We start from the raw sequence: 24,071 nt of genomic DNA on the forward strand, positions 1-24,071 counted from the left end.
GGTCAAACCGCCTGATCGTATTCGAGGCTGGCCTGAATGAGTTCGCGGGCATAAGGGTCTTTTGCCGCGCCGGTTGCCAGCACGTCCCGGCTCATCACCTCGACGATCCGGCCGTGCTGCATGACTGCCAGCCGCTCGCACATATGATCGATAACCGCAAGATCATGGCTGACGAACAGATAGGTGAGGTTACGCTTTGCCCGCAGATCGGCAAGCAGGTTCAGCACTTCCGCCTGCACCGAAACGTCAAGCGCCGATGTCGGCTCGTCGAGCAGCAGGATGCGCGGCTCGAGGATGAGGGCGCGGGCGATCGCCACACGCTGGCGCTGGCCGCCCGAAAGTTCGTGCGGGTAGCGCGACAGGAAGTCCGGGTTCAGGCCGACATCGATTAGCGCCTTTTCCATCCGCTCCACCTGCCTGTCCATGCGGTGAATGCGCAGCGGTTCCTGAAGCGCCGTGCGGATGGACTGGCGCGGATGCAGCGAACCATAGGGGTCCTGAAACACCATCTGCACGGCGCGGCAATAATCGGCAAATGGCATGTCGTTGACGGAAGTGCCTTCCAGCTTAACATCGCCTTCCCAGGAATTCAGCAGGCGGGCGATACAGCGCAGGATGGTGGATTTGCCCGAGCCGGATTCGCCGACGAGCCCAAAGGATTCGCCGGGCGCGACCGAAAAACAGACGTCGCCGAGAATGCGTCGCTTGGCGGGGCCATGGCCGAGACTGATGGAGACCTGGTTGACTTCAATCGCGGTCATACGCTCGTCTCCTGCGGTGAGAGTGCCTGCGGCTGGCGGTTGAGAACGGGCAGGGGCTGGCGGCTGCCACCAATATGCGGCTGCGCCGCCAGCAGGCCCTTTGTATAGGGATGGGTGCAATTCTTCATGTCGCGGGCGGCGCGTTCCTCCACCACTTCGCCATGGCGCATGACGAGCACGCGATCACAGAAATTGCGCACCAGATTGAGATCGTGGCTGATCATGATCAGGCCGATCCCCTTGTTTGTGACAAGTTCGTTCAAAATGTTGAGCACCTGCATGCGCACGGTCACATCGAGCGCCGAAGTCGGCTCGTCGGCGATGATAATCTGCGGCTCGGGGATCAGCATCATGGCGATCATGATGCGCTGGCCCATGCCGCCGGAAACCTCGTGCGGATAAAGGCCGTAAACCCGTTCGGGATCGCGGATCTGCACCGCTTCCAGCATGTCGAGCGTCTTCTGCTTCGCGACCTGAGCCGAGGCGCTGTAGTGAACGCGATACGCCTCGGCGATCTGGGCGCCGACCGGATGGACCGGGTTGAGCGAAAATTTCGGGTCCTGCAGGATCATCGAAATGCGCCGGCCGCGAATGTCCAGCATCTGCCTTTCGCTGGCAGCGAGAAGATCGGTGCCGCTGAAATCCATGCGGTCAGCTTCGATCTTTGCCGTCGGCAACAGTTTCAGCAGAGCGCGGCCGATTGTGGATTTGCCGGAGCCGGACTCGCCGACAATACCCAGCCGTTCTCGGCCGAGATCGAAGGACACGCCCTTGACCACATTGTTGTAGCTTTTTTTGCCGCTGCGATAGCTGACCTGCAGGTTTTCGACTTTCAGGAGAGGCTGGTTGTTGTCCATCGCTGTCGCTCCTTTAGTGTTGTTTCGGGTCGAGCGCGTCGCGCAGGCCGTCGCCCAAAAGGTTGAAGGCAAGGCTGACGATGAGGATGGCGCCGCCGGGGAAGGCGACAAGCCACCAGTTGTCGAGCATGTAACGGCGGCCGGTGGCGATCATCGCGCCCCATTCCGGCAGGGGCGGCTGGGCGCCGAGGCCGAGGAAACCAAGGCCGGCAGCCGTGAGGATGACCGTTGCCATGGAAAGCGTGATGCGCACCAGAACCGACGGCATGCACATCGGCACGATCGACTTGATGATGATGCGCAAGGAGGAAGCGCCCTGCATGCGCGACGCGGAGATGTAATCCGCATTGCGGAAAGTCAGGGTTTCGGCGCGTGCCAGGCGGGCGATCGGAGGCCAGGCGGTGAGGCCAATCGCGATGATGGCGTTTTCCAGACCCGCGCCGAGCGCCGCAACAAAGGCCAGCGACAGGATCAGGCTCGGGAAGGAGAGAAAAATGTCGGTGATGCGCATCATCACCGTATCATACCAGCCGCCGAAATAACCGGCGGTGGTGCCGACCAGCAGGCCGACGGGACCAACGATGACCGAAACGATAGTGATGATCGTCAGGCTGATGCGGGTGCCGTAGATTATGCGGCTCATGATGTCGCGGCCAAGTTCGTCCGTGCCGAACCAGTGAGCGGCGTTCGGCGGCTGCAGAACATTGCCGAGGTTGACGACATTCGGATCGTAAGGCGCGATAAGCGGCGCGACGAGTGCCGTCAGGAGCAGGATCGAGATGACGATCAGGCCAAAGCCGGAGGACGGATTGCCGAGCAGTTCGCGGATGACCGCAAGCAGACGCCGCAAGACTGAGTTCGGGTTCGAAAGCAAAGTCGGCATCGCGTGATCCTGAGCATTGAGCGTTTCGGTGGCCATTAGCGCGTCCTCGGATCAAAAATCTTGTAGAGCGCGTCGGAGAGAAGGTTCAACGCGATGAAGATGATGCCGACGAGCAGCACGCAGGTCATGACCGCGTTCATGTCGCCGATCAGCATGTTGTTGGTGATATACTGGCCAAAACCCGGCCAGGAGAAGACGGTCTCGATCAGCACCGCGCCTTCGAGAAGGCTGCCATAGGCAAGCGCCACGATGGTCACCAGCTGCACGCGGATATTGGCGAACGCGTGGTGCCAGATGGTGCGGTTCTTCGACAGGCCCTTTACCCGAGCCGTCGTGATATATTCCTGGTTCAGCTGGTCGAGCATGAAACTGCGGGTCATGCGGGTGATGTAGGCCATCGACGAATAACCGAGGATGCTGGCAGGAAGCAGCAGGTGGTTCACCGCATCCCAAAAAACTTCCCAGTCGCCGGCGATCAGGCTGTCGATCAAAAGGAAACCGGTCGTTTCGGGCACGAGGCCGATATAGAAGTCGGACATGCGGCCGCCACCGCCGACCAGATCCAGCACGGCATAAAAGATGATCAGGCCGATCATGCCAGTCCAGAAGATCGGCATGGAATGGCCGATCAGCGTCAGGAAACGGATGACATGGTCGATCGGTTTGTTGCGCTTGACGGCCGCCAGAATGCCGAGCGGAATGCCGAGACCTGCACCGAACAGGATGGCGAATGTGGCCAGCTCAATCGTCGCCGGCATCACATGCAGGATGTCGTTGATGACAGGTTGGCCCGTGCGGATCGAAGTGCCGAAATCGCCATGCAGAAGATCCGATACATAACGGAAAAACTGCTGGTAGATCGGCAGGTTGGCGCCGATGCGCTCAGCCACCATTTGATAGGTCGCCTGATCCGCTTCCTCGCCGATGATGGCGCGAACGGGGTCGACCGGCATCATGCGCCCGATACAGAATGTCAGGATCAGCAGGCCGACAAGGGTGACGAATATCGTTCCGGCCTGCCGCCCAAAGGCGGTGAAACTCTCGGACTTCATGGAGCCTCCTCATATGGTGTCGGAGGCCGCGGCGCTGAGAAACATGACGATCTTGCCGCGCCGCGGCGTGGGCGGAATTACCGCTCTTTGGTGACCGTGCGCAGCTGTGTGGACCACGACGGGTTCAGCTGCAGGCCCTTGATGTCGGCGCGGAAGCCAACGCTGTCGACGACTTCGGAGAATGGCTGCAAGGCAGGGACCATGTCGGCGTAATAGGTCTGGATCGCCTCGTAATCCGTAATCTGCTTGTCCTTGTTGCCCTCGATGAGGGCATCGTCGATCATCTTGTTGATCTTCTCGTCATAGAAGGACGTGCGCCAGCCCTGGAAATTGGTCAGCTTAGCCGCATCGGCATTGTCAGGATTGTAGACCGTCGCGCGCAGGTTGCTATCGGGATGCGGCAGCTGACCGCCGCCGCCGCGACCGACCAGCAGTTCATACTTGCGCTCGCGCATCGCGCCATAAATCTGGTCGCCCGTGCCGGTGATGATTTCGGCCTTGATGCCGCCCTGAGCAAGCGTTGCCTGGATTGCCGTGGCAGCGCTCATGAACGGCACATCGGAAATGGCGCGAAGCGTGGTCGAAAAGCCGTTCGGGAAACCGCCCTCAGCCAGCAGTTTTTTTGCCTTTTCCACATCCAGCTTGTAGCCGGCATTGGGCAGCGAGCCAAAGATGCCGCTGGCGATCGGTCGGTCGCGCAGTCTGCCGAAATAGGGCAGCACGCTATCGTTCAGGCCCTGATAGTCGATGAGGTAACGCAGCGCCTCACGAACCTTAGGGTTCTGGAATTTTTCGTCCTTCATCGAGACGGCGAGATAATAGAAGCCGCTACCACCATTGGTCTGGATCTCGACGTTTTCGTCTTTTTCCAAAGCCTTCAGGTCGGCTGCCGACATGGAGAAGGCGATGTCGATATCGCCCTTTTCCAGCATCAGGCGCTGGCTCTGGGATTCTGCCAGATGTCGCATCATGATGCGCTTCATCGCCGGCTTTTCGCCCCAGTATTCCGGGTTCTGATCAAGGATGACGCGCTCGTTCGAGGCCCACTGGCCGAGCGTGAACGGGCCGGAGCCGGCGGACTTGTTGGTAAGCCATGCGGCGCCCTGATCGCCGTTCTTGTCGTGCTCCATCACGGTCTTCATGTCGAGAATGGAGCCGGGGCCGACAATGCCGAGCGTCTGCACGATGATCTGCGGATCGAGTTTTTTCGGCAGGGTGACGACAATCGTCTGTGCATCGGGAGCCGTAAAGCTGGCATCCGCGTTTGCCGCAGTAAAACCGTGTGTTTTCAGGAACGAAGCCTGCGCAAGGTTCAGCTTCATCAGCCGCTTCAACGACCAGACGACATCTTCCGACGTCACCGGGTTGCCGGAGGCGAACTTGGCGCCCTCGCGCAGCTTGAAGGTGATCGAGCCGTTATCGTCGGCGATCGTCCAGCTTTCGGCAAGCTGCGGATCGACCTTGGCACGGTCGACCGGGTTCAGCGAAACGAGGTTGTCATATATGTTGGCGAGAACCTGCACGGTCTCCTTGCCGGTAATCGCGGCCGGGTCCAGTGTCAGGATGTTGTTCATCGAAAAGCCGACGACCAGCATGGTCGGTGGGGTTTCGGCGTAAACGGGCTGAGAAAGCAGGGTCGAGGCAAAAAGAGCGGCGCCGAGCAATTTTGCGGATGGTTTCATCGTCATAGATCCTCCCAATCACGACTGCCTCCTCCAAGGCAGTAAAACCGGATTAAGAGATATGATGTCCTACGACAGATGTCAACGACAATTGAAAATACATCATGATGTTTCAATTGTCGGGTAGCGCGTTACCGGGCGATTTCGGCGCAAATGCCGGAGCCAGAAGGTGTGCGGAAAGCCGTAGCCGCTCTGGACGGCCGCGGATCATGCTCCGTTCATGCATTCCAAAGCCCTAAATCGGTCGTCAGCCCGAAATCTTCGGCCATGTGTCGGACAGGCGGTACCCACCCGGCCAAGGGTCGGACGGATCAAGCATCAATTGATGCGTGCCGGTAATCCATGCCCGGCCGGAAATCAGCGGATAGATGGCGTCGCGTTCGCCAACCCTTGTCGTTGCATCGATGCTGCAGCGAAATTCCGAACCGATGATAGAACGGCCAATATAGGTCTCACCCAGCGCCATTTCGCCCCGTGCATGCATCACCGCCATTCGGGCGGAACATCCGGTGCCTGTCGGTGAGCGGTCGATTTTGCCCGGCTGGATGACGACGGCGTTGACGCCGGTCAGGACGCCGTCTTCGCGGGTCAGGGGAGCGGCGATCTGGCAGAAGGAGATATGGTCCCAGCCGGCGTTTTCAGGATGAGTGAAGCCCAGCTGTTCGTTCGCGGCATTGGTGATCCTGACGCCGGCTTCGGCGATTTCACGCGCTTCGTCGGGCTTGACGTCAAAGCCGAGCGCCTTGGCGTCCACGATAACGAAACTGTCGCCGCCATAGGCCGTATCGACGGTCAGGGTTCCGAACCCGGCAACTTCCAGTGACACGCCGAGCTTGTCGGCAAAGGACGGTACGTTGCGCACCGTGATCCGCTCAGCCTTGCCGTTGCGGCATTCGGCGGTCACATCCACCAGGCCGCCCGGCGCTTCCAGCGTCATTTTCGTGACCGGCTCGCTCATTGGAATGATGCCGCTGTCGAGCAAAACGGTTGACACACAGATGGAATTGGAGCCCGACATGGGCGGCGTATCAGCCGGCTCCATGATGATCCAGCCCATTTGCGCCTTCGGATTCTTGGGTGGCACCAGCAGGTTGACGTGGCGAAAAACGCCACCGCGCGGCTCGTTCAGCACGAAATTGCGCAGTGTCTCGTCCTTGGCGATGAAACGCGACTGTTCCCAGAGCGTATCTCCGGGCGGTGGCAGAACGCCACCGACGATGACGTCACCCACTTCGCCTTCCGCGTGGCAACTGACGACATGGATGATTTTGGATGTTCGCATGCCGGTTCCTCCCGCGAAAATCAGCCTGCAGCCAGCGCCTTCAGTTTTCCGTAGCTTTCGGCAGAAAGAGGAATACCATCCTTCTCCGCCTTCGCACGGATCACATGCCTGCGATCGCCTGGCAGACGTTCCTGTCCCGCCTCCAGCACAAGGTCGCAAATACCGGCGACACGTTCGGCAAACACGTCGTTTCCGCCACGAGCCGGATCGATGACGATGAAAAACTGGCCGGTAAACGGCGTCTGCGCACCCTTGTGGCCACTCCAGTCGAACTCGCCGGAGAAATAGCCGCCGGTCAGCGCGGCGCTGAGAATTTCCACCATCAGCGCGATGGAGTTGCCCTTGTGCCCGCCAAACGGCAGAAGCGCGCCACCATCCAGAATTTCCTTCGGATCATTGGTTGGCTGACCATCGCGATCGACACCCATGCCGGGTTTAAGATCATGCCCCGCGCGTGCGGCGATCTGCACGTCGCCATGCGCGATGGCAGACGATGCCTGATCGAATACGAAGGGTGCTGCACCGGCACGCGGTGAGGCGAAGGCGACCGGATTGGTGCCGAACACCGCTTTTTTGCCGCCATGCGGCACGACGCAGGCCATGCTGTTGACGACGCTGAGCGCAACAAAACCGTCTTCGGCAAAAGGTTCGACATCTGGCCACAGCGCGCTGAAATGGTGGGAACGACGGATGGCGAGAACCGCGACACCGTTCGCCTTGACCTTTTCGATCAACAGCGGACGTGCGGCGAAAAAAGCCGGTTGCGTAAAACCGCCCTTGGCATCGACACGCACAAAGGCCGGACCGACATCTTCCACTTCCGGAACAGCCTTGCCATCGACCCAGCCGCTGTCGAGCGACGAAACATAACCCGCCATGCGAAAAATGCCGTGGCTGAGGGAGCCGTCGCGTTCGCACCCTGCACAGTTTTTCGCGAGGATTTTTGCGTTGTGGTCCGATACGCCATGGCGAACAAAGATCCGCTCAAGCAATGAAACCAGATCGGCATAGGCAAGGTGAACGGCGGCGGCGTCGGTCATGCGAACTCCAAAATCTCTATGCTGATACCACCTGCCTGAGCGGGGAACGATCCGGATCGGGATCCGGCATCGCGTCGAGCAGCATGCGCGTGTATTCATTTGTCGGTCGCTCGAAGATATCTTCAACCGGGCCGCTTTCAACCAGCTTTCCGCGATAGATCACAGCGACTTCATCGCAAATGTAGCGAATGACGCCGAGATCGTGGCTGATGAAGAAATAGGTGAGGCCGAGTTCTTCCTGAAGCCTGTGCAGAAGGTTGAGAACATCGGCCTGAACCGAAACGTCGAGCGCCGATGTCGGTTCGTCGAGGATGAGAAATTCGGGCTTGGCAGCAAGCGCACGCGCAATGCCGATACGCTGGCGCTGGCCGCCGGAAAACTCGTGCGGATAGCGGAATAGGTGCTCTTCCCGCAGGCCGACCTGCAGCAGCAGTTCCAAGACACGCTCGGTGCGCTGGCGCGCAGTCATGGGGACGATATCGCGATGGATGACCAGCGGTTCGGCGATGATGTCGTGGATCGTCATGCGCGGATCGAGCGAGGCGTAAGGGTCCTGAAAGACGATCTGCAGGCGGGCGCGCAGGCGGCGCATCTCGGTCGATGTCAGTTTGCCGATGTCGGCGCCTTCATAAAGGATATTGCCGGATGTCAGTGTTTCCAGCCGCAGGATGCAGCGTGTCAGCGTCGTCTTGCCGGAGCCGCTCTCGCCGCCAAGGCCAAAACTCTTGCCCTTGGCGACCCGCAGGCTGACATCGTCGAGCGCTCGAAAACCTTCGGTATCGCCGAACAGGCCCTTGCGCTGGCCCGGGAAAATTTTCGAAACGTTGTTGATCTCAAGCATTATTGCACCTCCGGCATGACGCCGCCAAGGCCGCGCAATTCGCCGCGTTTGGTATGGGCTGTCGGAATGGAATTGAGGAGCGCCTGCGTATAGACGTGGCTTGGTGTCTTCAGCACGTCCGTGACCGGTCCGCTTTCCAGAATGCGGCCGCGATACATGACCGCGACATGGGAGCAGATCTGCGCCACGACGCCGAGATTGTGGGTGATCATCAGCACGCCGATGTTTCGCTCAGCCACCAGTTCGTGGATGAGTTTCAGGATCTGCGCCTGAACCGAAACGTCGAGCGCCGTGGTCGGCTCATCGGCGATCAGCAGGTCCGGTTTGCCGATCATCGCCATGGCAATCAGCACGCGTTGTTTCATGCCGCCGGAAAACTGGTGCGGGTAATCATTGATGCGCTCCGCTGCCTTCGCGATGCCGACCTTGTCGAGCATTTCGACCGAAACGCGCCTTGCCGCCTTTTTCAGGTCGCGCGAGGATGCGCCGGGTTCGAGGCCCAGCACGGTCGGGTCGGCATGGCCGGCATGCAGCGCCACATCGACCAGCTGCGTGCCGATGCGGAAGACCGGGTTGAGGTTGGTTGTCGGGTCCTGAAAGATCATGCCGATCTTGCGGCCACGCAGCGTGCGCATTTCCTTCTAATTGGCTTTCAGAACGTCGCGGCCTTGGAACGCGATCGAGCCCGCAAGGTAGCGCCCGGTTGCCGGTGGGATAAGCCGCGAAACGGAAAGGCCGGTCAGCGATTTGCCGGAGCCGGTTTCGCAGACCATGCCCCAGATCTCGCCGCGTTCGACCTTGAGGTCGATGCCGTGCAGGATCTGCGTTTCGCCCTCAAAGCTGCGCATGGAGAGGTTGAGGTTCTTGATGTCGAGCAATGTCATGTCTTCACCTCACCGCCGCGCCTTGGGGTCCATGACGTCGCGCAGACCGTCGCCAAGGAGGTTGAAGGCAAGCACCGCCAGGAAGATGGCGCATCCCGGAAAGACCGCCGTCCACCAGTAATCCGGCATGTCGGCACGGGCGACGGACAGCAGCGTGCCCCATTCCGGCGTCGGTGCCTTGACGCCGATGCCGACGAAACCGAGCGAGGCGACGGTCAGGACGGCAAAACCCATGTCGAGCGAAGCCTTGACGATGATCGGTGACATGATGTTGGGCAGGATGTGGCGGCCGAGGATACGCGGCCAGCCGGCACCGAGTGCTTTTGCGGCGGTGATGAACTGCTCTTCCTTCTTGCCGATCACCTCGCCGCGCACAAGGCGGGCATAGGCGGGCCACCATGTTATGGCGATGGCGATGATCATGTTGGTGACGCCGGTGCCAAGCGCTGCCGCGACCGGCATAAAATCCTGGGAAAGGATCGCCTGCGTGGCAGAAAGGCCGAGGCCCGGCCAGTCGAACACCGTCTCGACCAGAACCGTGCCGCCGAGCAGCCAGGAAACGTAGAGGCCAATCACCGTCAGGGTCGAGGTCACGGCGTTTTTCAGCACGTATTTGAACAGGATTTTTGTGTTGGAAATGCCGAGCGCCCGTTCGGTCATGACAAAATCCTGTTGCAGCACTTCGATCGTCGAAGCACGCATCATGCGCATGATGGTCGCCAAGGGGGAAAGTGACATGGCAAAGGCGGGCAGAGCGAGGTGCTGCAAGGCGATCGTCAGGGAATACCAGTCACCGGCGAGAATGGAGTCGATTGTATAAAAGCCTGTCGGGCCTTCCGGCGGGATTTCGATCAGCGGAAACCGGCCGGAAAGCGGCAGAATGTCGAGCCAGGAGACGAACATCAGCTGCAGCAACAGGCCGAGAAAAAAACGCGGCATGGCGATGCCGCCAAGCGCCACGGTGCGGGTCAGGTAATCGACAAGACCATTGCGATAGACGGCGGCAGCAAGCCCGAGCGGAATGCCGAGCACGATGGCGATCAGCATGGCTGATGCCACCAGTTCCAGCGTTGCCGGCAGAAATGTCATGATGTCTTCGAACACCGAGCGGCGGGTGAAGATGGACACGCCCCAGTCACCCTGAACCAGTCCCGTCACGTAATCCCAGTATTGCAGGGGCAGCGATTTATCGAGGCCGAATTCTTGGCGCACGCTCTCGATCACGTCGGGTGTGGCATTGGGACCGGCGGCAAGCGCCTCCGGATCACCGGGAAGAAGGCGGGCGATGGTGAAAACGATCATCGTCAGCCCGATCAGCATCAGGATCAAAAGGACGAGGCGTCGCAAGGTGTAAAGGATCATGGGCGCTTCCGGTGGTCAGTAATTTTGGGCGATCGCATAGAAAAAGTCCCCCTCTGGCTGCCGCCATCTACCCCACAAGGGGCGAGAAAACCTGCGGTATCCGCTTCGCCTCAATTGTGACTCGGCGGGGCGGCTGGGTTAAGCCCTCCCCCTTGTGGGGAGGGTTGGGAGGGGACTTGTCTCCCTGCGATCGTCCCTATCAATCGAGCGACAGCGGCAACAACTCGATGGCGTTGGCAGCAACCGGGGTGAAGACAAAGTTCTTCACGTTTGCACCGAAACCGAGCTTACGTTTTTCGAGCACGCCAAAGATATCCGGTGCATCATCGATAACAAGCTCCTGGAACTTCTTGTAAAGCTCGGCGCGCTTGGTCTCGTCGGTTTCGACGCGAGCCGCCTCGATCAGCTTGTCGACTTCCTCGTTCTTGTAGACCGGGTTCTGCCACTGGCCGTTGCGCGACGAGTGATAGGCCGCGAAGGCAACGTTATCCGGATCGGCGTAGATCATGCGGAGTTGAAGGAACGCATCGGCAAGGTGCGTGCCACCGGTCGTTCCTATGCATCCAACGAGATTGTCGAGGGAGTGTCCTCGCAAGGGGTCGCCATGCGCGACCCTGAAACGCTGGAAATTTTTGGCGTGGCGATTTCTTATCCGGCGAGCCTGGGCACCCCGGAACTGAAGGAAAAAATTGCAGTTTTGCTCGACCAGATGCGCACGGGTCTCAGCATCAAGCTGGATTGACCGCCGCTCGGTACGCTGGAGACGGTTGCCCACACGTGTGGGAACGCTATTTTATCCCGACAGCAATCGGGTCGGGCACATGTCGGAAAAAGCTGCTTCTGCAGAGGATTGGCGAGAGGAGCGCAACCGGTTTCTAGCTGGCCTGCTGCGCGGCGGGGCCGGGGCCCTGATTTTTGGGCTCCCGATGATGATGACCATGGAATTATGGGCGCTCGGTTTCACCATCGCACCGATCCGTCTGCTGATTTCTGCAATCGCGACAATACCGCTGCTGTTCGTGTTGGCGCAGCGCATGGGCTTCGAGCGTACCTTCACATGGCGTGAAGCGCTGCGCGATGCGATTATCGCCTATGCCATCGGTATTCTGGCGAGCGCTGCGCTTCTCGTTCTGCTTGGCATTCTCAAGCTTGCCATGCCGGCGGATGAATGGGTCGGCAAAATCGCCATACAGGCCATACCCGCCTCGATCGGCGCGATGCTCGGACGCAGTCAGCTTGGCGCTGAAAAGGGCAGTGAAGAAGATGAGCCGGATGATGACGGGGAAAATGCCGGAGACCAAGTGACGACCAGTTATCCGACCGAACTTTTCATGATGGCGGTCGGTGCGCTTTTTCTAAGTCTGAACGTGGCGCCGACCGAGGAGATCATTCTGATTTCCTACAAGATGACGCAGTGGCACACGCTGATCACCATCTTTGTGTCGATTACGCTCATGCACGGGTTTGTCTATGCCCTGGCATTTCGCGGCGGCCATGAGCTTTCGCCGGACACGCCGCAATGGCACGCTTTCGTTCGCTTCACCATGCCCGGTTATGTGGTCGCAATTCTGATCAGTCTTTATGTCCTGTGGGTGTTCGGTCGGCTGGATGATACGGCGTGGACGCAGATCCTCATGACCACCATCGTCTTGGCATTGCCGGCATCCATCGGTGCAGCAGCGGCCCGGCTTATTCTGTGAAACGGAGTGCAGGGATGTCCGCATCAAAAGCGCGCCATACCGAAAGCAGCGATCCTCACTGGATCGAATGGATCAGCGGCATATCATCATGCGCCCTGGTTGGAGCCATGATCGGCTGGATTGCCTGGCAGGCGATCACCGCCAATGACGAGCCGCCTCAGCTATCTACGACAATCACGCAGGTTCGAAAGAGCGGCAGCACATTTCGCGTGGAGTTCGACATCGTCAATTCGGCTCCGGTTACGGCAGCAGGCGTGACTGTCATGGGCGAAATCATCGACGCAACCGCTGCCGTCGAAACGGCGGAGGTGACGTTCGATTATGTTCCCGCCCAGTCGAAGTCGCGAGGCGCCTTGCTGTTCAGCACTGATCCGGCAGGCCGCGATCTGCGTGTCAGGCCGTCGGGATATACCGAACCATAGTCCCTAATCCACACATAGCGATAAACATGCGCGGCTTTCTGGAGCCGCAGAATGCAAAAACAGGCGGCGCAGCCATTCCGGGCTGCGCCGCCTGATCAATCAATTGCCGAGGGCTTGGCGTCAGTTTACAGAAGCCAGAGTCATGGACGTGCCCGTTGCCGCGATGTTCAGGCCGAGCTGGCCTGTGAAGCTGACGGTCTGAAGGTGGATCGAGCCGGTTGTGCCGCCGACCAGAATGTTGGCGCCGACACCGGCACCGGCCGTCACTTCAGCGGTAGCACCCTGATAGATGCCGCCGAGCGAGCCGTGGTGATAACCCGCGGTCGGGGCAAGAACGGCCCAGATCAGGCGGCTGCGTGTCGTAAAGCCGATATCAACGCCCAGCTTGCGGATCGCACCGGAATAATGATCAAGCGGTTCGCCGTCGATGGTCGACTTGAACACGCAATCCACTTCCTTGGCAGAGCCGAGAATGTAACCGGCGCCGCCGCCGATATTGCAATCGAGATAGCCGATCTTCACGCCATTGCGCGCGCCTTCTTGCATGACGACCGGACGCTCGGCGCGTGCCACGTCGGCGGCGTAAACAGCGCCAGCGCTCGTCAGGACCGGTGTGGCGGCCAGTGCCAAGGCAATAATCTTCTTCATGTCAGTCTCCTTAATAATCCCTGTTACCGCCACCTTCATTCCGGTCATGAGGTGAACTGGCGATCGGTTAACGAATCCGATGCCAATTCGATCCATGGCGATGGCATTTTCGGGGCGACGGGAGAAAAAAGGTTAACAATCTATGCGATTATCACAGTTCGTTAGTCGCCTGCATCCGCTGATTTTTGCGATAGTCGCGGGGAGACATGCCGGTATGCTGACGAAAACAACGCGAAAAATACGTCGCATCCGAAAAGCCGAGGTTTTCGGAAATGTGCTGAATGCTGGCGCCGGTCAGGGCGAGGGCCCGTTTGGCCTCGTCGATCGTGCGGCCGATGATCAGTTCGTGCGCCGTCATGCCGGTTACCTTGCGGACGGTGCGATTGAGATGCGTTGGCGAAAGGCTGAGGCTTGCGGCATATTCGGTCACAGTCATCTGCTGGCGAAAATGGCGGCCGATTAATTCGTTCAACGCCATGACGTGGCGTTCGGCGTCATCGATGACGGTTGAATTCTTCGTCACGGCATCGGACCGATGAATGAGCGCTGTAACAATGGAAAGATAGGCGTCGAGAATGTCCGTTCGTCCCGGGCGTGCGGCGTCATATTCGTCCGCTATCCGGTGAAAGGTCTGGTGCAGATAGTCGGCGTCCGATGAACCCGTCTCGAGCGGGATGACGCGCGCATCACGCCCGGCCGTGTCGGGGCGCTGCGCTGTTGTGGCGGTGATCACGAGGCCGGCGATGTCACGTGAAAAGCGGAACCCGTGGACAGGGCCGGGCGGCACGAAGATCACGCAGGGCGTCGCAAGTGTGGTGGTTCTGCCATCCAGAATGGCGTCTCCCGACCCGTGCCATATGTAGAGAAACTGCATGAAATGCTCGTGTCGATGCAGGTCGATTTCCCAATGGTAGGCGCTGCTACGTGAGGCGATCGTTTCGCAGTGGAGCCTGAAATCAGGCTCGTGTGCACGATCTTCACCATATAGATCGAATGTCGGGATGACGCGCGACATCGATGTCCTCCTGAAGCAATGTTCGATTTGTGCAGGAACGTGTCTCAAATGTCCATTGTGGATCGAACTGTCATTCGTCAATCTCAGCCTTGCACCATACTGGGAGGATATCGTGCGCACTCAAGTCGCCATCATCGGCTCAGGACCATCTGGCTTGCTTCTTGGTCAGTTGCTCACCAATGCCGGCATCGACAATGTCATCCTTGACCGTGTCGGCAAGGATTACATTCTGGGGCGGGTGCGTGCCGGCGTGCTCGAAGAAGGCACGGTCGGCCTGCTGCAGGAAGCCGGCGCCGACGCCAGAATGCATGCAGAGGGGCTTTCGCACGATGGCTTTTCTCTTGCCTTCGATGGTCGTGATCATCGTATCGATCTGTTCGCCCTCACCGGCAAACGCGTGATGGTCTATGGCCAGACGGAACTGACCCGCGATCTGATGGAGCGTCGCGAGAAAACCAATGGCGTCACGATCTATGACGCGCGGAATGTTGAGCCGCATGATTTCGGTGGTGAATTGCCGTTCGTGACCTACGAGAAGGACGGTCTGTCCCATCGCATCGATTGCGATTTTATTGCCGGTTGTGACGGTTATCACGGCATCAGCCGAAAATCGGTGCCGGAAAAATCCATCGCCACTTATGAGCGTATCTATCCGTTCGGTTGGCTTGGCATTCTCGCCGATGTTTCGCCGGTCAGCCACGAACTTGTCTATGCAAACCATCCGCGTGGCTTTGCGCTCTGTTCAATGCGCTCCACCAGCCGTAGCCGCTATTACATCCAGTGCCCGCTCGACGAAAAGATCGAGGACTGGAGCGACGACCGTTTTTACGAGGAACTGCGCCGGCGTCTTCCTGATGTCCATGCGGAAGCGCTGGTGACGGGGCCATCATTCGAGAAATCCATAGCGCCGCTTCGTTCCTTCGTTGCCGAGCCCATGCGTTTCGGATCGCTGTTTCTGGTCGGCGATGCCGCTCACATCGTTCCACCCACCGGTGCAAAGGGTCTGAACCTTGCCGCCAGCGACGTGCATTATCTGTTCGAAGGGCTGCGTGACCACTATCTCGACCATTCAAACTCGGCCCTTGCCGCCTATTCGGGACGGGCGCTGAAACGCGTGTGGAAATCGGTCCGCTTTTCCTGGTCTATGACAATGCTGATGCACCGATTTCCGGAGGGCGGAGAATTCGGACAGAAAATCCAGGAGGCGGAGCTGGACTATCTCACCCATTCAACCGCCGCCGCCGCGTCGCTTGCCGAAAATTATGTCGGCCTTCCATATTGAAGGAACCTGCGGGTCGCCGGAGGATCGTGCAATCATCCCGTTGGAATGAACTGGCTCGATCCTGTTTGTGGCCCTATGTTTCGCGCGTCGGCCCTTGCTGAGGGCTGCGTTTAATCAAGTTCAAATCGGAAGGTTCTCATCATGGCTATTGCAAGAGGCTATGCCGCGACGGATGCATCGAAACCCCTCGCTCCCTTCACCTTCGAACGCCGCGAACCCAATGACGACGATGTCGTCATCGACATCAAGTTTGCCGGCGTCTGCCACTCCGATATCCACACCGTCCGCAACGAATGGGGTGGCGCTGTTTACCCGATCGTTCCGGGCCATGAAATTGCCGGTGTCGTGACGGCTGTTGGCTCCAAGGTCAGCAAGTTCAAGGTCGGCGACCATGTCGGCGTCGGCTGCTTCGTCGACAGTTGCGTTGGCTGCGCCACGCGCGATGTCGATCTCGAACAGTACATGCCGGGCCTCGTGCAGACCTATAACAGCGTCGAAGCCGACGGCAAGACGCCGACGCAGGGCGGTTATTCCGACAGCATCGTTGTCAAGGAGGGCTACGTCATGTCCATTCCGGACAACCTTCCGCTCGATGCGGCTGCCCCGCTTCTGTGCGCCGGCATCACGCTCTATTCGCCGCTGCATCACTGGAAGGCCGGTCCGGGCAAGAAAGTCGCCATCGTCGGCATGGGCGGCCTCGGCCATATGGGCGTCAAGATCGCCCACGCCATGGGCGCCGAAGTGACGGTGCTCAGCCAGTCGCTGTCGAAGAAGGACGACGGTCTGCGTCTCGGTGCTGATCACTATTACGCGACCAACGACAAGGAGACCTTCTCCAAGCTCGCCGGCACGTTCGACCTGATCATCTGCACGGTTTCGGCCGAGATCGACTGGAATGCCTATATGGGCCTGCTCAAGGTCGAAGGTTCGTTCGTGGTCGTCGGCGCGCCGGAAAACGCGATCCCGGTTCACGCCTTCTCGCTGATCCCGGGCCGCAAGAGCATCTCCGGTTCGATGATTGGCTCGATCAAGGAAACCCAGGAAATGCTGGATTTCTGCGGCCAGCACAACATCGTCAGCGAAATCGAACTGATCGATATCAAGGATATCAACGAAGCTTATGAACGCGTCATCAAGAGCGACGTGCGCTACCGCTTCGTGATCGACATGGCGACGCTGAAGGCTGCCTGATCACCACTGATCCGATCAATGCATGGAACGGGCCGGTCGCAAGATCGGCCCGTTTCGTTTGTCATACTCAGTAAAGTCATGAAGCCAGTTGCCAGCTTAGTTCCGCGACCATGTGATGCCTGAGGCAGCGCATTGTGACTGGATATGCGCGCGGAACTTCACCATGTGACGGCGGGCGACAACGCCTTCCGCCCGAATGCCGATGATGCCCGAGCATGCAAGAGAGACGCCATGAAGCGGATTCACGAGTTTCCCATTCGATTTCTCGGCTCGATGTCGGCGGTGGGGACGCTGTCTGCCTTTCTTTTCTTCGCCGCGTCTCTCACGCCAAGCCTGATGCCGAGAACCTGGATTGTTCAGGGCGTTCTCTCTGGCACCTGCGCCGCCACCGGTTATGCGATCGGCGTCTTCATCGGCTGGCTCTGGCGATATCTCGAACTGCCGTGGCTGAAAAAATACGTGCTGGCCGAAAGAGCCGTGACACTCGCGGTCGCGATCATCGTATCCGTTGTGTTCTTGTGGCAGGCCGTCGGGTGGCAGAATTCTATTCGGGAACTCTGGCATCTGGAACTGCTCGACACCGCCACGCCTATTCGAATGGCATTCGTTGGCGCCGCGACGTTCTTCCTGTGGTTCGTTCTCGGGCGACTTTTCAGTCTGGCCGCCAGCCGCGTTTCGGATTGGCTGGATCGCTACGTGCCAAGGCGTATTTCAAACGTCATGGGCGTTGTCGCTGCCATATCGATATTTTGGCTGTTGGGGCAGGGTGTCATCCTCCGATACGCGCTTGATGCGGCAGATGCGTCTTTCCAGAAAGCTGACCTGTTGATGGAGACAGAGACCGTTCGCCCGCTCGGTGCCATGGTCACCGGTAGCGAACAATCTTTTGTGTCATGGGATGGGCTCGGACGGCAGGGGCGCTTTTACGTGACATCAGGTCCGCGTTCAGCTGCGATCAGCGATTTCTGGAAGCGCGAAGCGCTCGATCCGATCCGGGTTTATGTCGGCCTCAACAATGCCGAGACCGTGGAGGAGAGGGCATCACTTGCGCTTGAGGAACTGAAGCGGCAGGGCGGTTTTGAACGATCCGTGCTCGTGGTTGTCGCACCGACTGGAACCGGCTGGATCGATCCTGCGGCAATGGACACGCTCGAATACCTTCACAAGGGTGATGTGGCGAGCGTCGCCTTGCAATATTCCTATCTCACCAGTTGGCTATCGCTGCTGGTTGAGCCGGAAAATGGTCTCGATGCGGCAAGGGCGCTTTTCCATGAGGTCTATTCCCACTGGAAAACGCTTCCCGCCGACCAGAGGCCACGTCTTTATCTGCACGGGCTCAGCCTTGGTGCTTTGAACTCGCAGATGGCAACGGATATCTATGATGTTGTGGGCCAGCCGTTTCAGGGCGCGCTGTGGAGTGGTCCACCGTTTCGAAGCGAACGCTGGAATTCCGTCACGCGCATGCGCAATCCGGATTCTCCGGCCTGGCTACCCAGTTTTCGCGATGGCTCAGTCATTCGTTTCTCCAATCAAGTCACGCCGCCTGATGGCGATTTCTCGCCTTGGGGCACAATCCGTTTCATCTATTTGCAATATGCCAGCGACCCGGTCGTTTTCTTCGATCCGGCGTCGTTCTATCGTGAGCCTCAATGGCTGCGAGGGCAGCGCGGGCCGGATGTCTCGCCTCGCTTCCGATGGATCCCGGTTATAACCGGACTTCAACTGGTCTTCGACATGGCGATCGCAACCTCATCGCCCATCGGGTTCGGACATGTTTATGCGCCTGCGGACTATATTGACGCGTGGATTTCACTGACCGATCCTGCGCAAGTGGACGCGGCTACGACTGCTCGACTGAAAAAGGCATTGCCGGCTTCACGTTATCAATAGGGGCCAGGTGATCCGTCATCGTCTCAAGTGAAAGGGGCGATCTCGGCGCCGTGCGTCTCCGTTACTGTGTCAACGATAGATAATTTCTATCAACCTATGGAATTGATCCGCTTGAACATTTTTGCGTTTCGTCAGAAATGCGGCAAATGGACACAGGATTTATCGGTAAGAAATCGTCCGCCGCAGGCGGATGGGGTGCATTGAAAAGCTGCGGCAAGCAGCTTTTGAAAAGTGGTACGCCGCTGTCTGGCGCACGCACGCTGTTAAAGGCCAATCAGCCGGACGGGTTTGATTGTCCCGGCTGTGCGTGGGGCGATCCGGCGCACGGGTCTTCGTTCGAATTCTGCGAAAACGGCGTGAAGGCCGTCGCATGGGAATCGACCGAGAAACGCGCCACGCCGGAACTGTTCGCGGCCAATACCGTCACTGAGCTGCGCAAGCTGACCGATTATGAACTCGAGCGCCACGGACGCCTGACGCATCCCATGCGTTACGATGCAGCGACCGACAAATACGTGGCCGTCGACTGGGCCGACGCCTTTGCCGAAATCGGCAGCATCCTCAAGGGTCTCGACAGCCCGGACCGCGCCGAATTCTACACATCCGGCCGCGCCAGCAATGAAGCCGCCTATCTCTACCAGCTTTTTGTCCGTCTTTACGGCACCAACAATTTCCCCGACTGTTCCAACATGTGCCACGAGGCGAGCGGCGTCGGTCTTCGCCAGTCGATCGGCGTTGGCAAGGGTACCGTTCTGCTCGAGGATTTCGAAGAGGCTGATGCGATCTTCGTGATCGGCCAGAACCCGGGCACCAACCATCCGCGCATGCTGGGCGACCTTCGCCGTGCGGCCATCCGTGGCGCCAAGATCGTTGTGTTCAATCCGATCCGCGAACGCGGTCTGGAGCGGTTCACCGATCCGCAGGACAAGCTCGAAATGCTGCGCGGCGGTGCGACCGATATCGCCAGCGATTACCTGCAGCCGCGCCTGGGTGGTGACATGGCGGCCGTGCGCGGCATGGCCAAGGTCGTGTTCGCGGCGGAAGACGCGGCAATTGCCGCCGGCCTGCCGTCCGTGCTCGACCACGCATTCCTTGCCGAGCACAGTTTTGGTCTGGCCGAATACCGCGCCGCCGTTGACGCAACCGATTGGGCACAGATCGAGGATCAGTCCGGTCTTTCGCGTCAACAGATCGAATCTGCCGCACAGATCTACATGAGGGCTGACCGGGTGATCTGCACCTGGGCCATGGGCGTCACACAGCACGTGCATTCGGTCGTGACCATCCGCGAAATCTCCAACTTCATGTTGCTGCGCGGTAATATCGGCAAGCCGGGCGCAGGTCTCTGCCCCGTGCGCGGCCATTCCAACGTTCAGGGTGACCGTACGGTCGGCATCAACGAAAAGCCGCCGGTGGCCTTCCTCGATGCGCTGGAGAAACATTTTGGTGTGGCCATGCCGCGCCACGAGGGCCACAACGTGCTCGCCGCCATCGGCGCCATGCTGGATGGCTCGTCCGAGGTCTTTATCGGTCTCGGCGGCAATTTTGCCCGCGCGACGCCGGATAGCCCGATCGTCGAGCAGGCCATGCGCCGCATGAAGCTGACGGTCAACATCGCCACCAAGCCCAACCATTCGCATCTGATGCCGGGTGCCGTCTCCTATGTTCTGCCATGTCTCGGCCGTACCGAGATGGACATCAATGCCGCTGGTGTTTCGCAGCTGATCAGCGTCGAAGATTCCATGAGCATGGTGCATGGATCGGCAGGCATCAATCGCCCTGCATCGCCGCTTCTGATGTCTGAAGTGGCCATCGTTGCGGGTATCGCGGAGGCGACGGTCGGTAACGGTGTCGTCAACTGGTCGGACCTTGCGCAGGACAATGATCGCATTCGCGACCATATCGAAGCGACCATTCCCGGTTTCGAAAACTACAACGTGCGTCTGCGCAAGGCGCGTGGTTTTCATCTGCGCAATGCGGCAGCGCATCGCGAATGGAACACGACGAACGGGAAAGCGACGTTCTCGACCGTGGCGCTGCCGGCGGAAACCGTTCATCAGCGGGCGAGCAAGGGTGGCGGCAATTTCGCGCTGCAGACGTTCCGTTCGCACGACCAGTACAACACCACGGTTTATGGTCTTGATGACCGTTATCGCGGCGTTTACGGCGAACGTCAGGTGATCTTCATCCATCCGGCCGATCTGGAAGCGATGAATGCTGCGGCCGGTGACCGGATAGACGTGGTCACTGAAAGCACTGATGGTATCGACCGTGTGGCGGAAAATTTCCGCTTCGTGCCTTACGATATCCCGCGCGGCAGCATTGCCGGTTATTATCCGGAACTGAACGTGCTGGTTCCGCTCGGCAGCGCCGGTGACGAAAGCGATACGCCGACCTCGAAATCGGTCATGGTATCCTTCCGCAAGCGGCAGGCCGCGTGACGGAAGAAGCGCCGGAGGCCGAGCGCTTTCTGGCGCTGGTTGCGGCAGCGCAGGAGGGGGACCCTGCGCTGTCGCCAATTCAGGCGGCAATCATGGTCGCCGCCGATCTCGGCATCGCGCGCGACAGCCGCACATTTGCACGCGTTCTGGGCATCGAGCATGCGCTTGCTCTGCGCGAACTCAACGATCTGGCCGAAATGGCGGGTTATCTGACCATCTCGAAGCGCGATCCACGTACGCTGCGCACCTTTTATCAGCCCGTTGAAGACGGTTCCTGAGAAAAGACACACTTACCAAAAGGTGCCTACTTACCAAAAGATACTATTGGGTCTAGCTTTGTCTTCAGAACAATCTGGAGACTGGAACCATGGACTTTTCGAAGGCAACAATTCTCATCACCGGCGGCAATTCCGGTATCGGCAAGGGGCTTGCCAAAGCCCTGATGTCACGTGGCGCAAAGGTCATCATTACCGGCCGCGACGACAAGCGCCTCAAGGAAACGCTTTATGCCAATCCCGGCATGCTCGGTTACGAACTGGATGTGACCGATCCTGAGGCCATCACGCGGTTTGCTGCCGACATCACCGAACATCACCCCGATCTCAATGCCGTCATCCACAATGCCGGCATCATGATCACCGAACAGGTTCTGGTCGACGCCTATGATCTCGATATCGTCGAGAAGACGATCGCCACCAACCTGTTGGCGCCGATCCGGTTGACCGCGGCGCTGCTTCCGCATCTGCGCACAAAGGGCGATGCGGCAATCGTAACCGTGTCTTCCGGCCTGGCTTTTGTGCCGCGTGCGGACACGCTGACCTATAGCGCCACCAAGGCGGCCATCCATTCCTGGACAACCTGCCTGCGACACGAATTGCGCAGCACCAATATCTCGGTCGTGGAACTGGCGCCGCCACTGGTCGCAACCGACCTGACGCCGGGCCAATCGCAGAACCCGCGCGCCATGCCGTTGGCGGATTTCGTGTCTGAGTCTGTTGAACTGCTTTGCGCTCAGCCGACCCCGTCGGAAGTTCTGGTCGGTCGTGTGATGCCGCAGCGTACGGCGGAAGCGACCGGCAATTTCGACAAGGTCTTTGGCCTGATCAATCCGGCCTGACGCCGAGGCTTACAGCTGAGTGCGGCCAGCGGTTGCGCTCAGCTCTTTCAAGACATGGAGAACGGATATGACGACTGCGCCCGCATACAGACGCCGGGTCCTGCTGTTGCTTGCTCTTCTAACGGTTGTGATGCCGTCATCACTTGCCTTCGGGCATCACGGGTTTCATGGACGTTATGATCTCAGCAAGCCTGTCTGGGTCGAAGGCGTGGTTTTACGCTCTTATTTCGGCAATCCCCATTCGGTGTTGACGGTGCAGGTCCCAGCTGACCTCGAAATGCCCGAAGCGCCCCCGACGCTCGGTCCGGCGGCGTCCTTTCTCAGCACAGCAGCGCTTCATGTCCCTACCGATTTGCCCGGGCAAACCGTGCAACTGGAACTGCCGCCGACGCCGCAATATTCAACGCTCGGCGGACGCGTTTCCGCTGGTGATCGCATTGCTGCCGTTGCCATCCGCAATTGTGAACCGCCGCATCAGTTGAACGTGCAATGGCTGCATCTGGCCGATGGCAGTGTCGAAAGCCGACGTGCGACGATGAGCTATATGGTTCGGAAATGCTGAGCGAAAGCCTGCTCGCGTTCGAGAATACCGCGCTTGCGGCCTCCATCCGCTCTTCGGTCTCGCTCTACGCGACCATAAACGCCCTTCATATTCTCGGTCTTGCAGTTTTGGTTGGCGCGGTGCTGACCTTTGACCTTCGCGCCAGCGGAGTTTGGAAGGTTCAGCGATGGCGGGACGGGTTTGAGGTCGCCATTCCTGTCGCGGGTTTTGGGCTCGCGCTTGCCATCCTCACGGGAGTGCTGCTTTTCGCGGTGCGCGGAACGCATTACGTGACGTTGCCGGTCTTCCTCATGAAAATGGCCATCCTGCCGATAGGCTTTCTGAACATCGTCATCTGCCATTGGCTTGTGCGGCGTTCGACCAAGGGATTGCCGTCGCCCGCTATCCGTCTATGCGCCTTTCTCTCGGCTGCCATATGGATATCTGCCCTGCTCATGGGGCGCTGGATCGCTTTTTCGACCTGAAGCTTGTCTTATTCGTCACCATCGAACGTTGTCCGGGCAGCCGCGACGGCGTCGTGGTTTTCAATCGCCCATATCCAGACATTGCAAAACGCCGCGCCAAGCGTCAGACCGAGCGGTGAAAGGCTGTATTCCACCTTGGGCGGTACGCAGGCGTAGGTCTTGCGCACCACCAGTCCGTCTCGTTCCATCCGGCGCAAAGTCTGGGTCAGCATCTTCTGGCTGATGCCGGTGACATGGCGCGCGAGGTCGGAAAAACGCAGCGTGCCTTCGTCCCAAAGCGTGTCGAGAATGACCACGGTCCACTTGTCGGCAAAACCGGAAATCATCTCGCGCACCAGGCTCTCGATGCGAGGATCGACATTGCTCGGATAGTCGCGAGCCTTGTAGGTCTGTGCGCGTGCCACTTCCTCGGTGGTGAAGGCTGGCCGGTTTTGAATGGTCATACTGATCGTCTCATATAGTCGTTTCAGTGCGTTTCTATAGAAAAGAGAGTTTTGGCGCAAGCCGGAGGGTGAGGGTGCCCGGATCGTGTCTCTGCAAGATATGAGAAAGTAAAGGCAAGACACCGGCCCGCTCACGTGTTGCTCTCGCAATCTTGAGGACGATGTTAACTCGGGAAACGCCGGTTATTCCAATTCTTCCCGGCCGGTAATTATCGAACGGCCGGGTGCCTTCTTCTCATTAGCTTTCCCATC

25 protein-coding genes and 1 pseudogene are annotated in these 24,071 nt (G+C 59.1%); 11 read left to right on the forward strand and 15 right to left on the reverse strand.

Annotated elements, in window-relative coordinates; all coding sequences use genetic code 11:
* Positions 1-2: 2 nt before the first annotated feature.
* The 12 genes and pseudogenes from GAO09_RS09800 to GAO09_RS09850 form a co-directional block, all read right to left on the reverse strand.
* Positions 3-761 carry an ABC transporter ATP-binding protein gene (locus tag GAO09_RS09800; protein ID WP_153353825.1) on the reverse strand — a complete coding sequence of 253 codons (759 nt, stop codon included), beginning with the start codon at positions 759-761 and terminating at the stop codon, positions 3-5.
* Positions 758-1,618, reverse strand: a complete 861-nt coding sequence (locus tag GAO09_RS09805; protein ID WP_153353826.1) for an ABC transporter ATP-binding protein — start codon at positions 1,616-1,618, stop codon at positions 758-760. The genes GAO09_RS09800 and GAO09_RS09805 overlap by 4 nt, the downstream gene beginning before the upstream one ends.
* 13 nt (positions 1,619-1,631) lie before the next feature.
* The gene (locus GAO09_RS09810) at positions 1,632-2,501 is read right to left on the reverse strand and encodes an ABC transporter permease (RefSeq protein ID WP_153353908.1); all 870 of its coding nucleotides are present in this window, start codon (positions 2,499-2,501) and stop codon (positions 1,632-1,634) included.
* Positions 2,502-2,536: 35 nt separating this feature from the next.
* Entirely contained in the window at positions 2,537-3,553 is a 1,017-nt protein-coding gene (locus GAO09_RS09815; RefSeq protein WP_153353827.1) for an ABC transporter permease, read from the reverse strand.
* Between the two features lie 77 nt (positions 3,554-3,630).
* Positions 3,631-5,235 (reverse strand): ABC transporter substrate-binding protein, encoded by a 1,605-nt coding sequence (locus GAO09_RS09820; RefSeq protein WP_235938019.1) that lies wholly within the window; start codon positions 5,233-5,235, stop codon positions 3,631-3,633.
* Between the two features lie 247 nt (positions 5,236-5,482).
* On the reverse strand, positions 5,483-6,517 hold the full coding sequence (locus tag GAO09_RS09825; RefSeq protein WP_153353828.1) for a trans-3-hydroxy-L-proline dehydratase: 1,035 nt from the start codon (positions 6,515-6,517) through the stop codon (positions 5,483-5,485).
* Positions 6,518-6,537: 20 nt separating this feature from the next.
* Positions 6,538-7,557 carry an Ldh family oxidoreductase gene (locus GAO09_RS09830; protein WP_153353829.1) on the reverse strand — a complete coding sequence of 340 codons (1,020 nt, stop codon included), beginning with the start codon at positions 7,555-7,557 and terminating at the stop codon, positions 6,538-6,540.
* A gap of 16 nt (positions 7,558-7,573) precedes the next feature.
* Positions 7,574-8,398, reverse strand: a complete 825-nt coding sequence (locus GAO09_RS09835; RefSeq protein ID WP_153353830.1) for an ABC transporter ATP-binding protein — start codon at positions 8,396-8,398, stop codon at positions 7,574-7,576.
* A complete protein-coding gene (locus GAO09_RS30340; protein WP_338015060.1) occupies positions 8,398-8,610 on the reverse strand; it encodes an ABC transporter ATP-binding protein in 213 nt (70 codons plus the stop codon). The genes GAO09_RS09835 and GAO09_RS30340 overlap by 1 nt, the downstream gene beginning before the upstream one ends.
* A 90-nt stretch (positions 8,611-8,700) precedes the next feature.
* Positions 8,701-9,282, reverse strand: a pseudogene (locus tag GAO09_RS30345) (ATP-binding cassette domain-containing protein); the annotation flags it as partial.
* Positions 9,283-9,291: 9 nt separating this feature from the next.
* Positions 9,292-10,644 carry an ABC transporter permease subunit gene (locus tag GAO09_RS09845; protein WP_209018674.1) on the reverse strand — a complete coding sequence of 451 codons (1,353 nt, stop codon included), beginning with the start codon at positions 10,642-10,644 and terminating at the stop codon, positions 9,292-9,294.
* Positions 10,645-10,843: 199 nt separating this feature from the next.
* Positions 10,844-11,239, reverse strand: coding sequence for a hypothetical protein (locus tag GAO09_RS09850; RefSeq protein ID WP_235938022.1), 396 nt, complete (start codon positions 11,237-11,239; stop codon positions 10,844-10,846).
* Between the two features lie 9 nt (positions 11,240-11,248).
* Between GAO09_RS09850 and GAO09_RS30000 the strand changes: the two genes are divergently transcribed.
* The 3 genes from GAO09_RS30000 (at position 11,249) to GAO09_RS09865 (ending at position 12,766) form a co-directional block, all read left to right on the forward strand.
* Positions 11,249-11,386 (forward strand): hypothetical protein, encoded by a 138-nt coding sequence (locus GAO09_RS30000; protein ID WP_235938023.1) that lies wholly within the window; start codon positions 11,249-11,251, stop codon positions 11,384-11,386.
* 79 nt (positions 11,387-11,465) lie between these two features.
* Positions 11,466-12,344 (forward strand): TIGR02587 family membrane protein, encoded by an 879-nt coding sequence (locus GAO09_RS09860; protein ID WP_153353831.1) that lies wholly within the window; start codon positions 11,466-11,468, stop codon positions 12,342-12,344.
* Between the two features lie 14 nt (positions 12,345-12,358).
* On the forward strand, positions 12,359-12,766 hold the full coding sequence (locus GAO09_RS09865; RefSeq protein WP_153353832.1) for a TIGR02588 family protein: 408 nt from the start codon (positions 12,359-12,361) through the stop codon (positions 12,764-12,766).
* A gap of 120 nt (positions 12,767-12,886) precedes the next feature.
* Here GAO09_RS09865 and GAO09_RS09870 read toward each other — a convergent pair whose 3' ends face one another.
* Together GAO09_RS09870 and GAO09_RS09875 are read right to left on the reverse strand one after the other, a co-directional pair.
* Positions 12,887-13,414, reverse strand: a complete 528-nt coding sequence (locus GAO09_RS09870) for a DUF992 domain-containing protein (RefSeq protein WP_153353833.1) — start codon at positions 13,412-13,414, stop codon at positions 12,887-12,889.
* A 151-nt stretch (positions 13,415-13,565) separates the two neighbouring features.
* Complete coding sequence (locus GAO09_RS09875) at positions 13,566-14,429, reverse strand: helix-turn-helix domain-containing protein (protein ID WP_153353834.1); 864 nt, start codon at positions 14,427-14,429, stop codon at positions 13,566-13,568.
* Positions 14,430-14,541: 112 nt separating this feature from the next.
* On the opposite strand from GAO09_RS09875, the gene pobA reads away from it, so the two are divergent.
* The 8 genes from pobA to GAO09_RS09915 all read left to right on the forward strand — a co-directional run bounded on the left by pobA (position 14,542) and on the right by GAO09_RS09915 (position 23,376).
* Entirely contained in the window at positions 14,542-15,711 is a 1,170-nt protein-coding gene (pobA, locus tag GAO09_RS09880; RefSeq protein ID WP_324185247.1) for a 4-hydroxybenzoate 3-monooxygenase, read from the forward strand.
* A 141-nt stretch (positions 15,712-15,852) separates the two neighbouring features.
* Positions 15,853-16,902: an NAD(P)-dependent alcohol dehydrogenase gene (locus GAO09_RS09885; RefSeq protein WP_153353836.1), complete on the forward strand. Its 1,050-nt coding sequence runs from the start codon at positions 15,853-15,855 to the stop codon at positions 16,900-16,902.
* Positions 16,903-17,133: 231 nt separating this feature from the next.
* Positions 17,134-18,792, forward strand: a complete 1,659-nt coding sequence (locus GAO09_RS09890) for an alpha/beta hydrolase (protein ID WP_153353837.1) — start codon at positions 17,134-17,136, stop codon at positions 18,790-18,792.
* A gap of 146 nt (positions 18,793-18,938) precedes the next feature.
* Positions 18,939-21,233, forward strand: coding sequence for an FdhF/YdeP family oxidoreductase (locus tag GAO09_RS09895; protein ID WP_153353838.1), 2,295 nt, complete (start codon positions 18,939-18,941; stop codon positions 21,231-21,233).
* Positions 21,230-21,511 carry a hypothetical protein gene (locus GAO09_RS09900; RefSeq protein WP_324185246.1) on the forward strand — a complete coding sequence of 94 codons (282 nt, stop codon included), beginning with the start codon at positions 21,230-21,232 and terminating at the stop codon, positions 21,509-21,511. The genes GAO09_RS09895 and GAO09_RS09900 overlap by 4 nt, the downstream gene beginning before the upstream one ends.
* A gap of 89 nt (positions 21,512-21,600) precedes the next feature.
* Entirely contained in the window at positions 21,601-22,350 is a 750-nt protein-coding gene (locus tag GAO09_RS09905) for an SDR family oxidoreductase (protein ID WP_153353839.1), read from the forward strand.
* 67 nt (positions 22,351-22,417) lie between these two features.
* Entirely contained in the window at positions 22,418-22,912 is a 495-nt protein-coding gene (locus tag GAO09_RS09910; RefSeq protein WP_153353840.1) for a DUF6152 family protein, read from the forward strand.
* Positions 22,906-23,376 (forward strand): DUF6644 family protein, encoded by a 471-nt coding sequence (locus GAO09_RS09915; RefSeq protein WP_153353841.1) that lies wholly within the window; start codon positions 22,906-22,908, stop codon positions 23,374-23,376. Before GAO09_RS09910 ends, GAO09_RS09915 begins: the two co-directional genes overlap by 7 nt.
* 8 nt (positions 23,377-23,384) lie before the next feature.
* Here GAO09_RS09915 and GAO09_RS09920 read toward each other — a convergent pair whose 3' ends face one another.
* Entirely contained in the window at positions 23,385-23,819 is a 435-nt protein-coding gene (locus GAO09_RS09920; RefSeq protein ID WP_153353842.1) for a winged helix-turn-helix transcriptional regulator, read from the reverse strand.
* Positions 23,820-24,071 lie beyond the last annotated feature (252 nt).

The organism is Endobacterium cereale, from assembly GCF_009617585.1.
Classification (GTDB): Bacteria; Pseudomonadota; Alphaproteobacteria; order Rhizobiales; family Rhizobiaceae; genus Neorhizobium; species Neorhizobium cereale.

Bases quoted from the DNA above. Each gene is read 5' to 3' on its own strand.
- GAO09_RS09800 (WP_153353825.1), bottom strand. From the start codon at position 761: ATGACCGCGATTGAAGTCAACCAGGTCTCCATCAGTCTCGGCCATGGC.
- GAO09_RS09865 (WP_153353832.1), top strand. From the start codon at position 12,359: ATGTCCGCATCAAAAGCGCGCCATACCGAAAGCAGCGATCCTCACTGG.
- GAO09_RS09825 (WP_153353828.1), bottom strand. From the start codon at position 6,517: ATGCGAACATCCAAAATCATCCATGTCGTCAGTTGCCACGCGGAAGGC.
- GAO09_RS09810 (WP_153353908.1), bottom strand. From the start codon at position 2,501: ATGCCGACTTTGCTTTCGAACCCGAACTCAGTCTTGCGGCGTCTGCTT.
- GAO09_RS09895 (WP_153353838.1), top strand. From the start codon at position 18,939: ATGGACACAGGATTTATCGGTAAGAAATCGTCCGCCGCAGGCGGATGG.
- GAO09_RS09805 (WP_153353826.1), bottom strand. From the start codon at position 1,618: ATGGACAACAACCAGCCTCTCCTGAAAGTCGAAAACCTGCAGGTCAGC.
- GAO09_RS09845 (WP_209018674.1), bottom strand. From the start codon at position 10,644: ATGATCCTTTACACCTTGCGACGCCTCGTCCTTTTGATCCTGATGCTG.
- GAO09_RS09820 (WP_235938019.1), bottom strand. From the start codon at position 5,235: ATGAAACCATCCGCAAAATTGCTCGGCGCCGCTCTTTTTGCCTCGACC.
- GAO09_RS09920 (WP_153353842.1), bottom strand. From the start codon at position 23,819: ATGACCATTCAAAACCGGCCAGCCTTCACCACCGAGGAAGTGGCACGC.
- GAO09_RS09835 (WP_153353830.1), bottom strand. From the start codon at position 8,398: ATGCTTGAGATCAACAACGTTTCGAAAATTTTCCCGGGCCAGCGCAAG.
- GAO09_RS09875 (WP_153353834.1), bottom strand. From the start codon at position 14,429: ATGTCGCGCGTCATCCCGACATTCGATCTATATGGTGAAGATCGTGCA.
- GAO09_RS30000 (WP_235938023.1), top strand. From the start codon at position 11,249: ATGCGCGACCCTGAAACGCTGGAAATTTTTGGCGTGGCGATTTCTTAT.
- GAO09_RS09885 (WP_153353836.1), top strand. From the start codon at position 15,853: ATGGCTATTGCAAGAGGCTATGCCGCGACGGATGCATCGAAACCCCTC.
- GAO09_RS09890 (WP_153353837.1), top strand. From the start codon at position 17,134: ATGAAGCGGATTCACGAGTTTCCCATTCGATTTCTCGGCTCGATGTCG.
- GAO09_RS09910 (WP_153353840.1), top strand. From the start codon at position 22,418: ATGACGACTGCGCCCGCATACAGACGCCGGGTCCTGCTGTTGCTTGCT.
- GAO09_RS09860 (WP_153353831.1), top strand. From the start codon at position 11,466: ATGTCGGAAAAAGCTGCTTCTGCAGAGGATTGGCGAGAGGAGCGCAAC.
- GAO09_RS30340 (WP_338015060.1), bottom strand. From the start codon at position 8,610: ATGATCACCCACAATCTCGGCGTCGTGGCGCAGATCTGCTCCCATGTC.
- GAO09_RS09815 (WP_153353827.1), bottom strand. From the start codon at position 3,553: ATGAAGTCCGAGAGTTTCACCGCCTTTGGGCGGCAGGCCGGAACGATA.
- GAO09_RS09915 (WP_153353841.1), top strand. From the start codon at position 22,906: ATGCTGAGCGAAAGCCTGCTCGCGTTCGAGAATACCGCGCTTGCGGCC.
- GAO09_RS09870 (WP_153353833.1), bottom strand. From the start codon at position 13,414: ATGAAGAAGATTATTGCCTTGGCACTGGCCGCCACACCGGTCCTGACG.
- GAO09_RS09905 (WP_153353839.1), top strand. From the start codon at position 21,601: ATGGACTTTTCGAAGGCAACAATTCTCATCACCGGCGGCAATTCCGGT.
- GAO09_RS09830 (WP_153353829.1), bottom strand. From the start codon at position 7,557: ATGACCGACGCCGCCGCCGTTCACCTTGCCTATGCCGATCTGGTTTCA.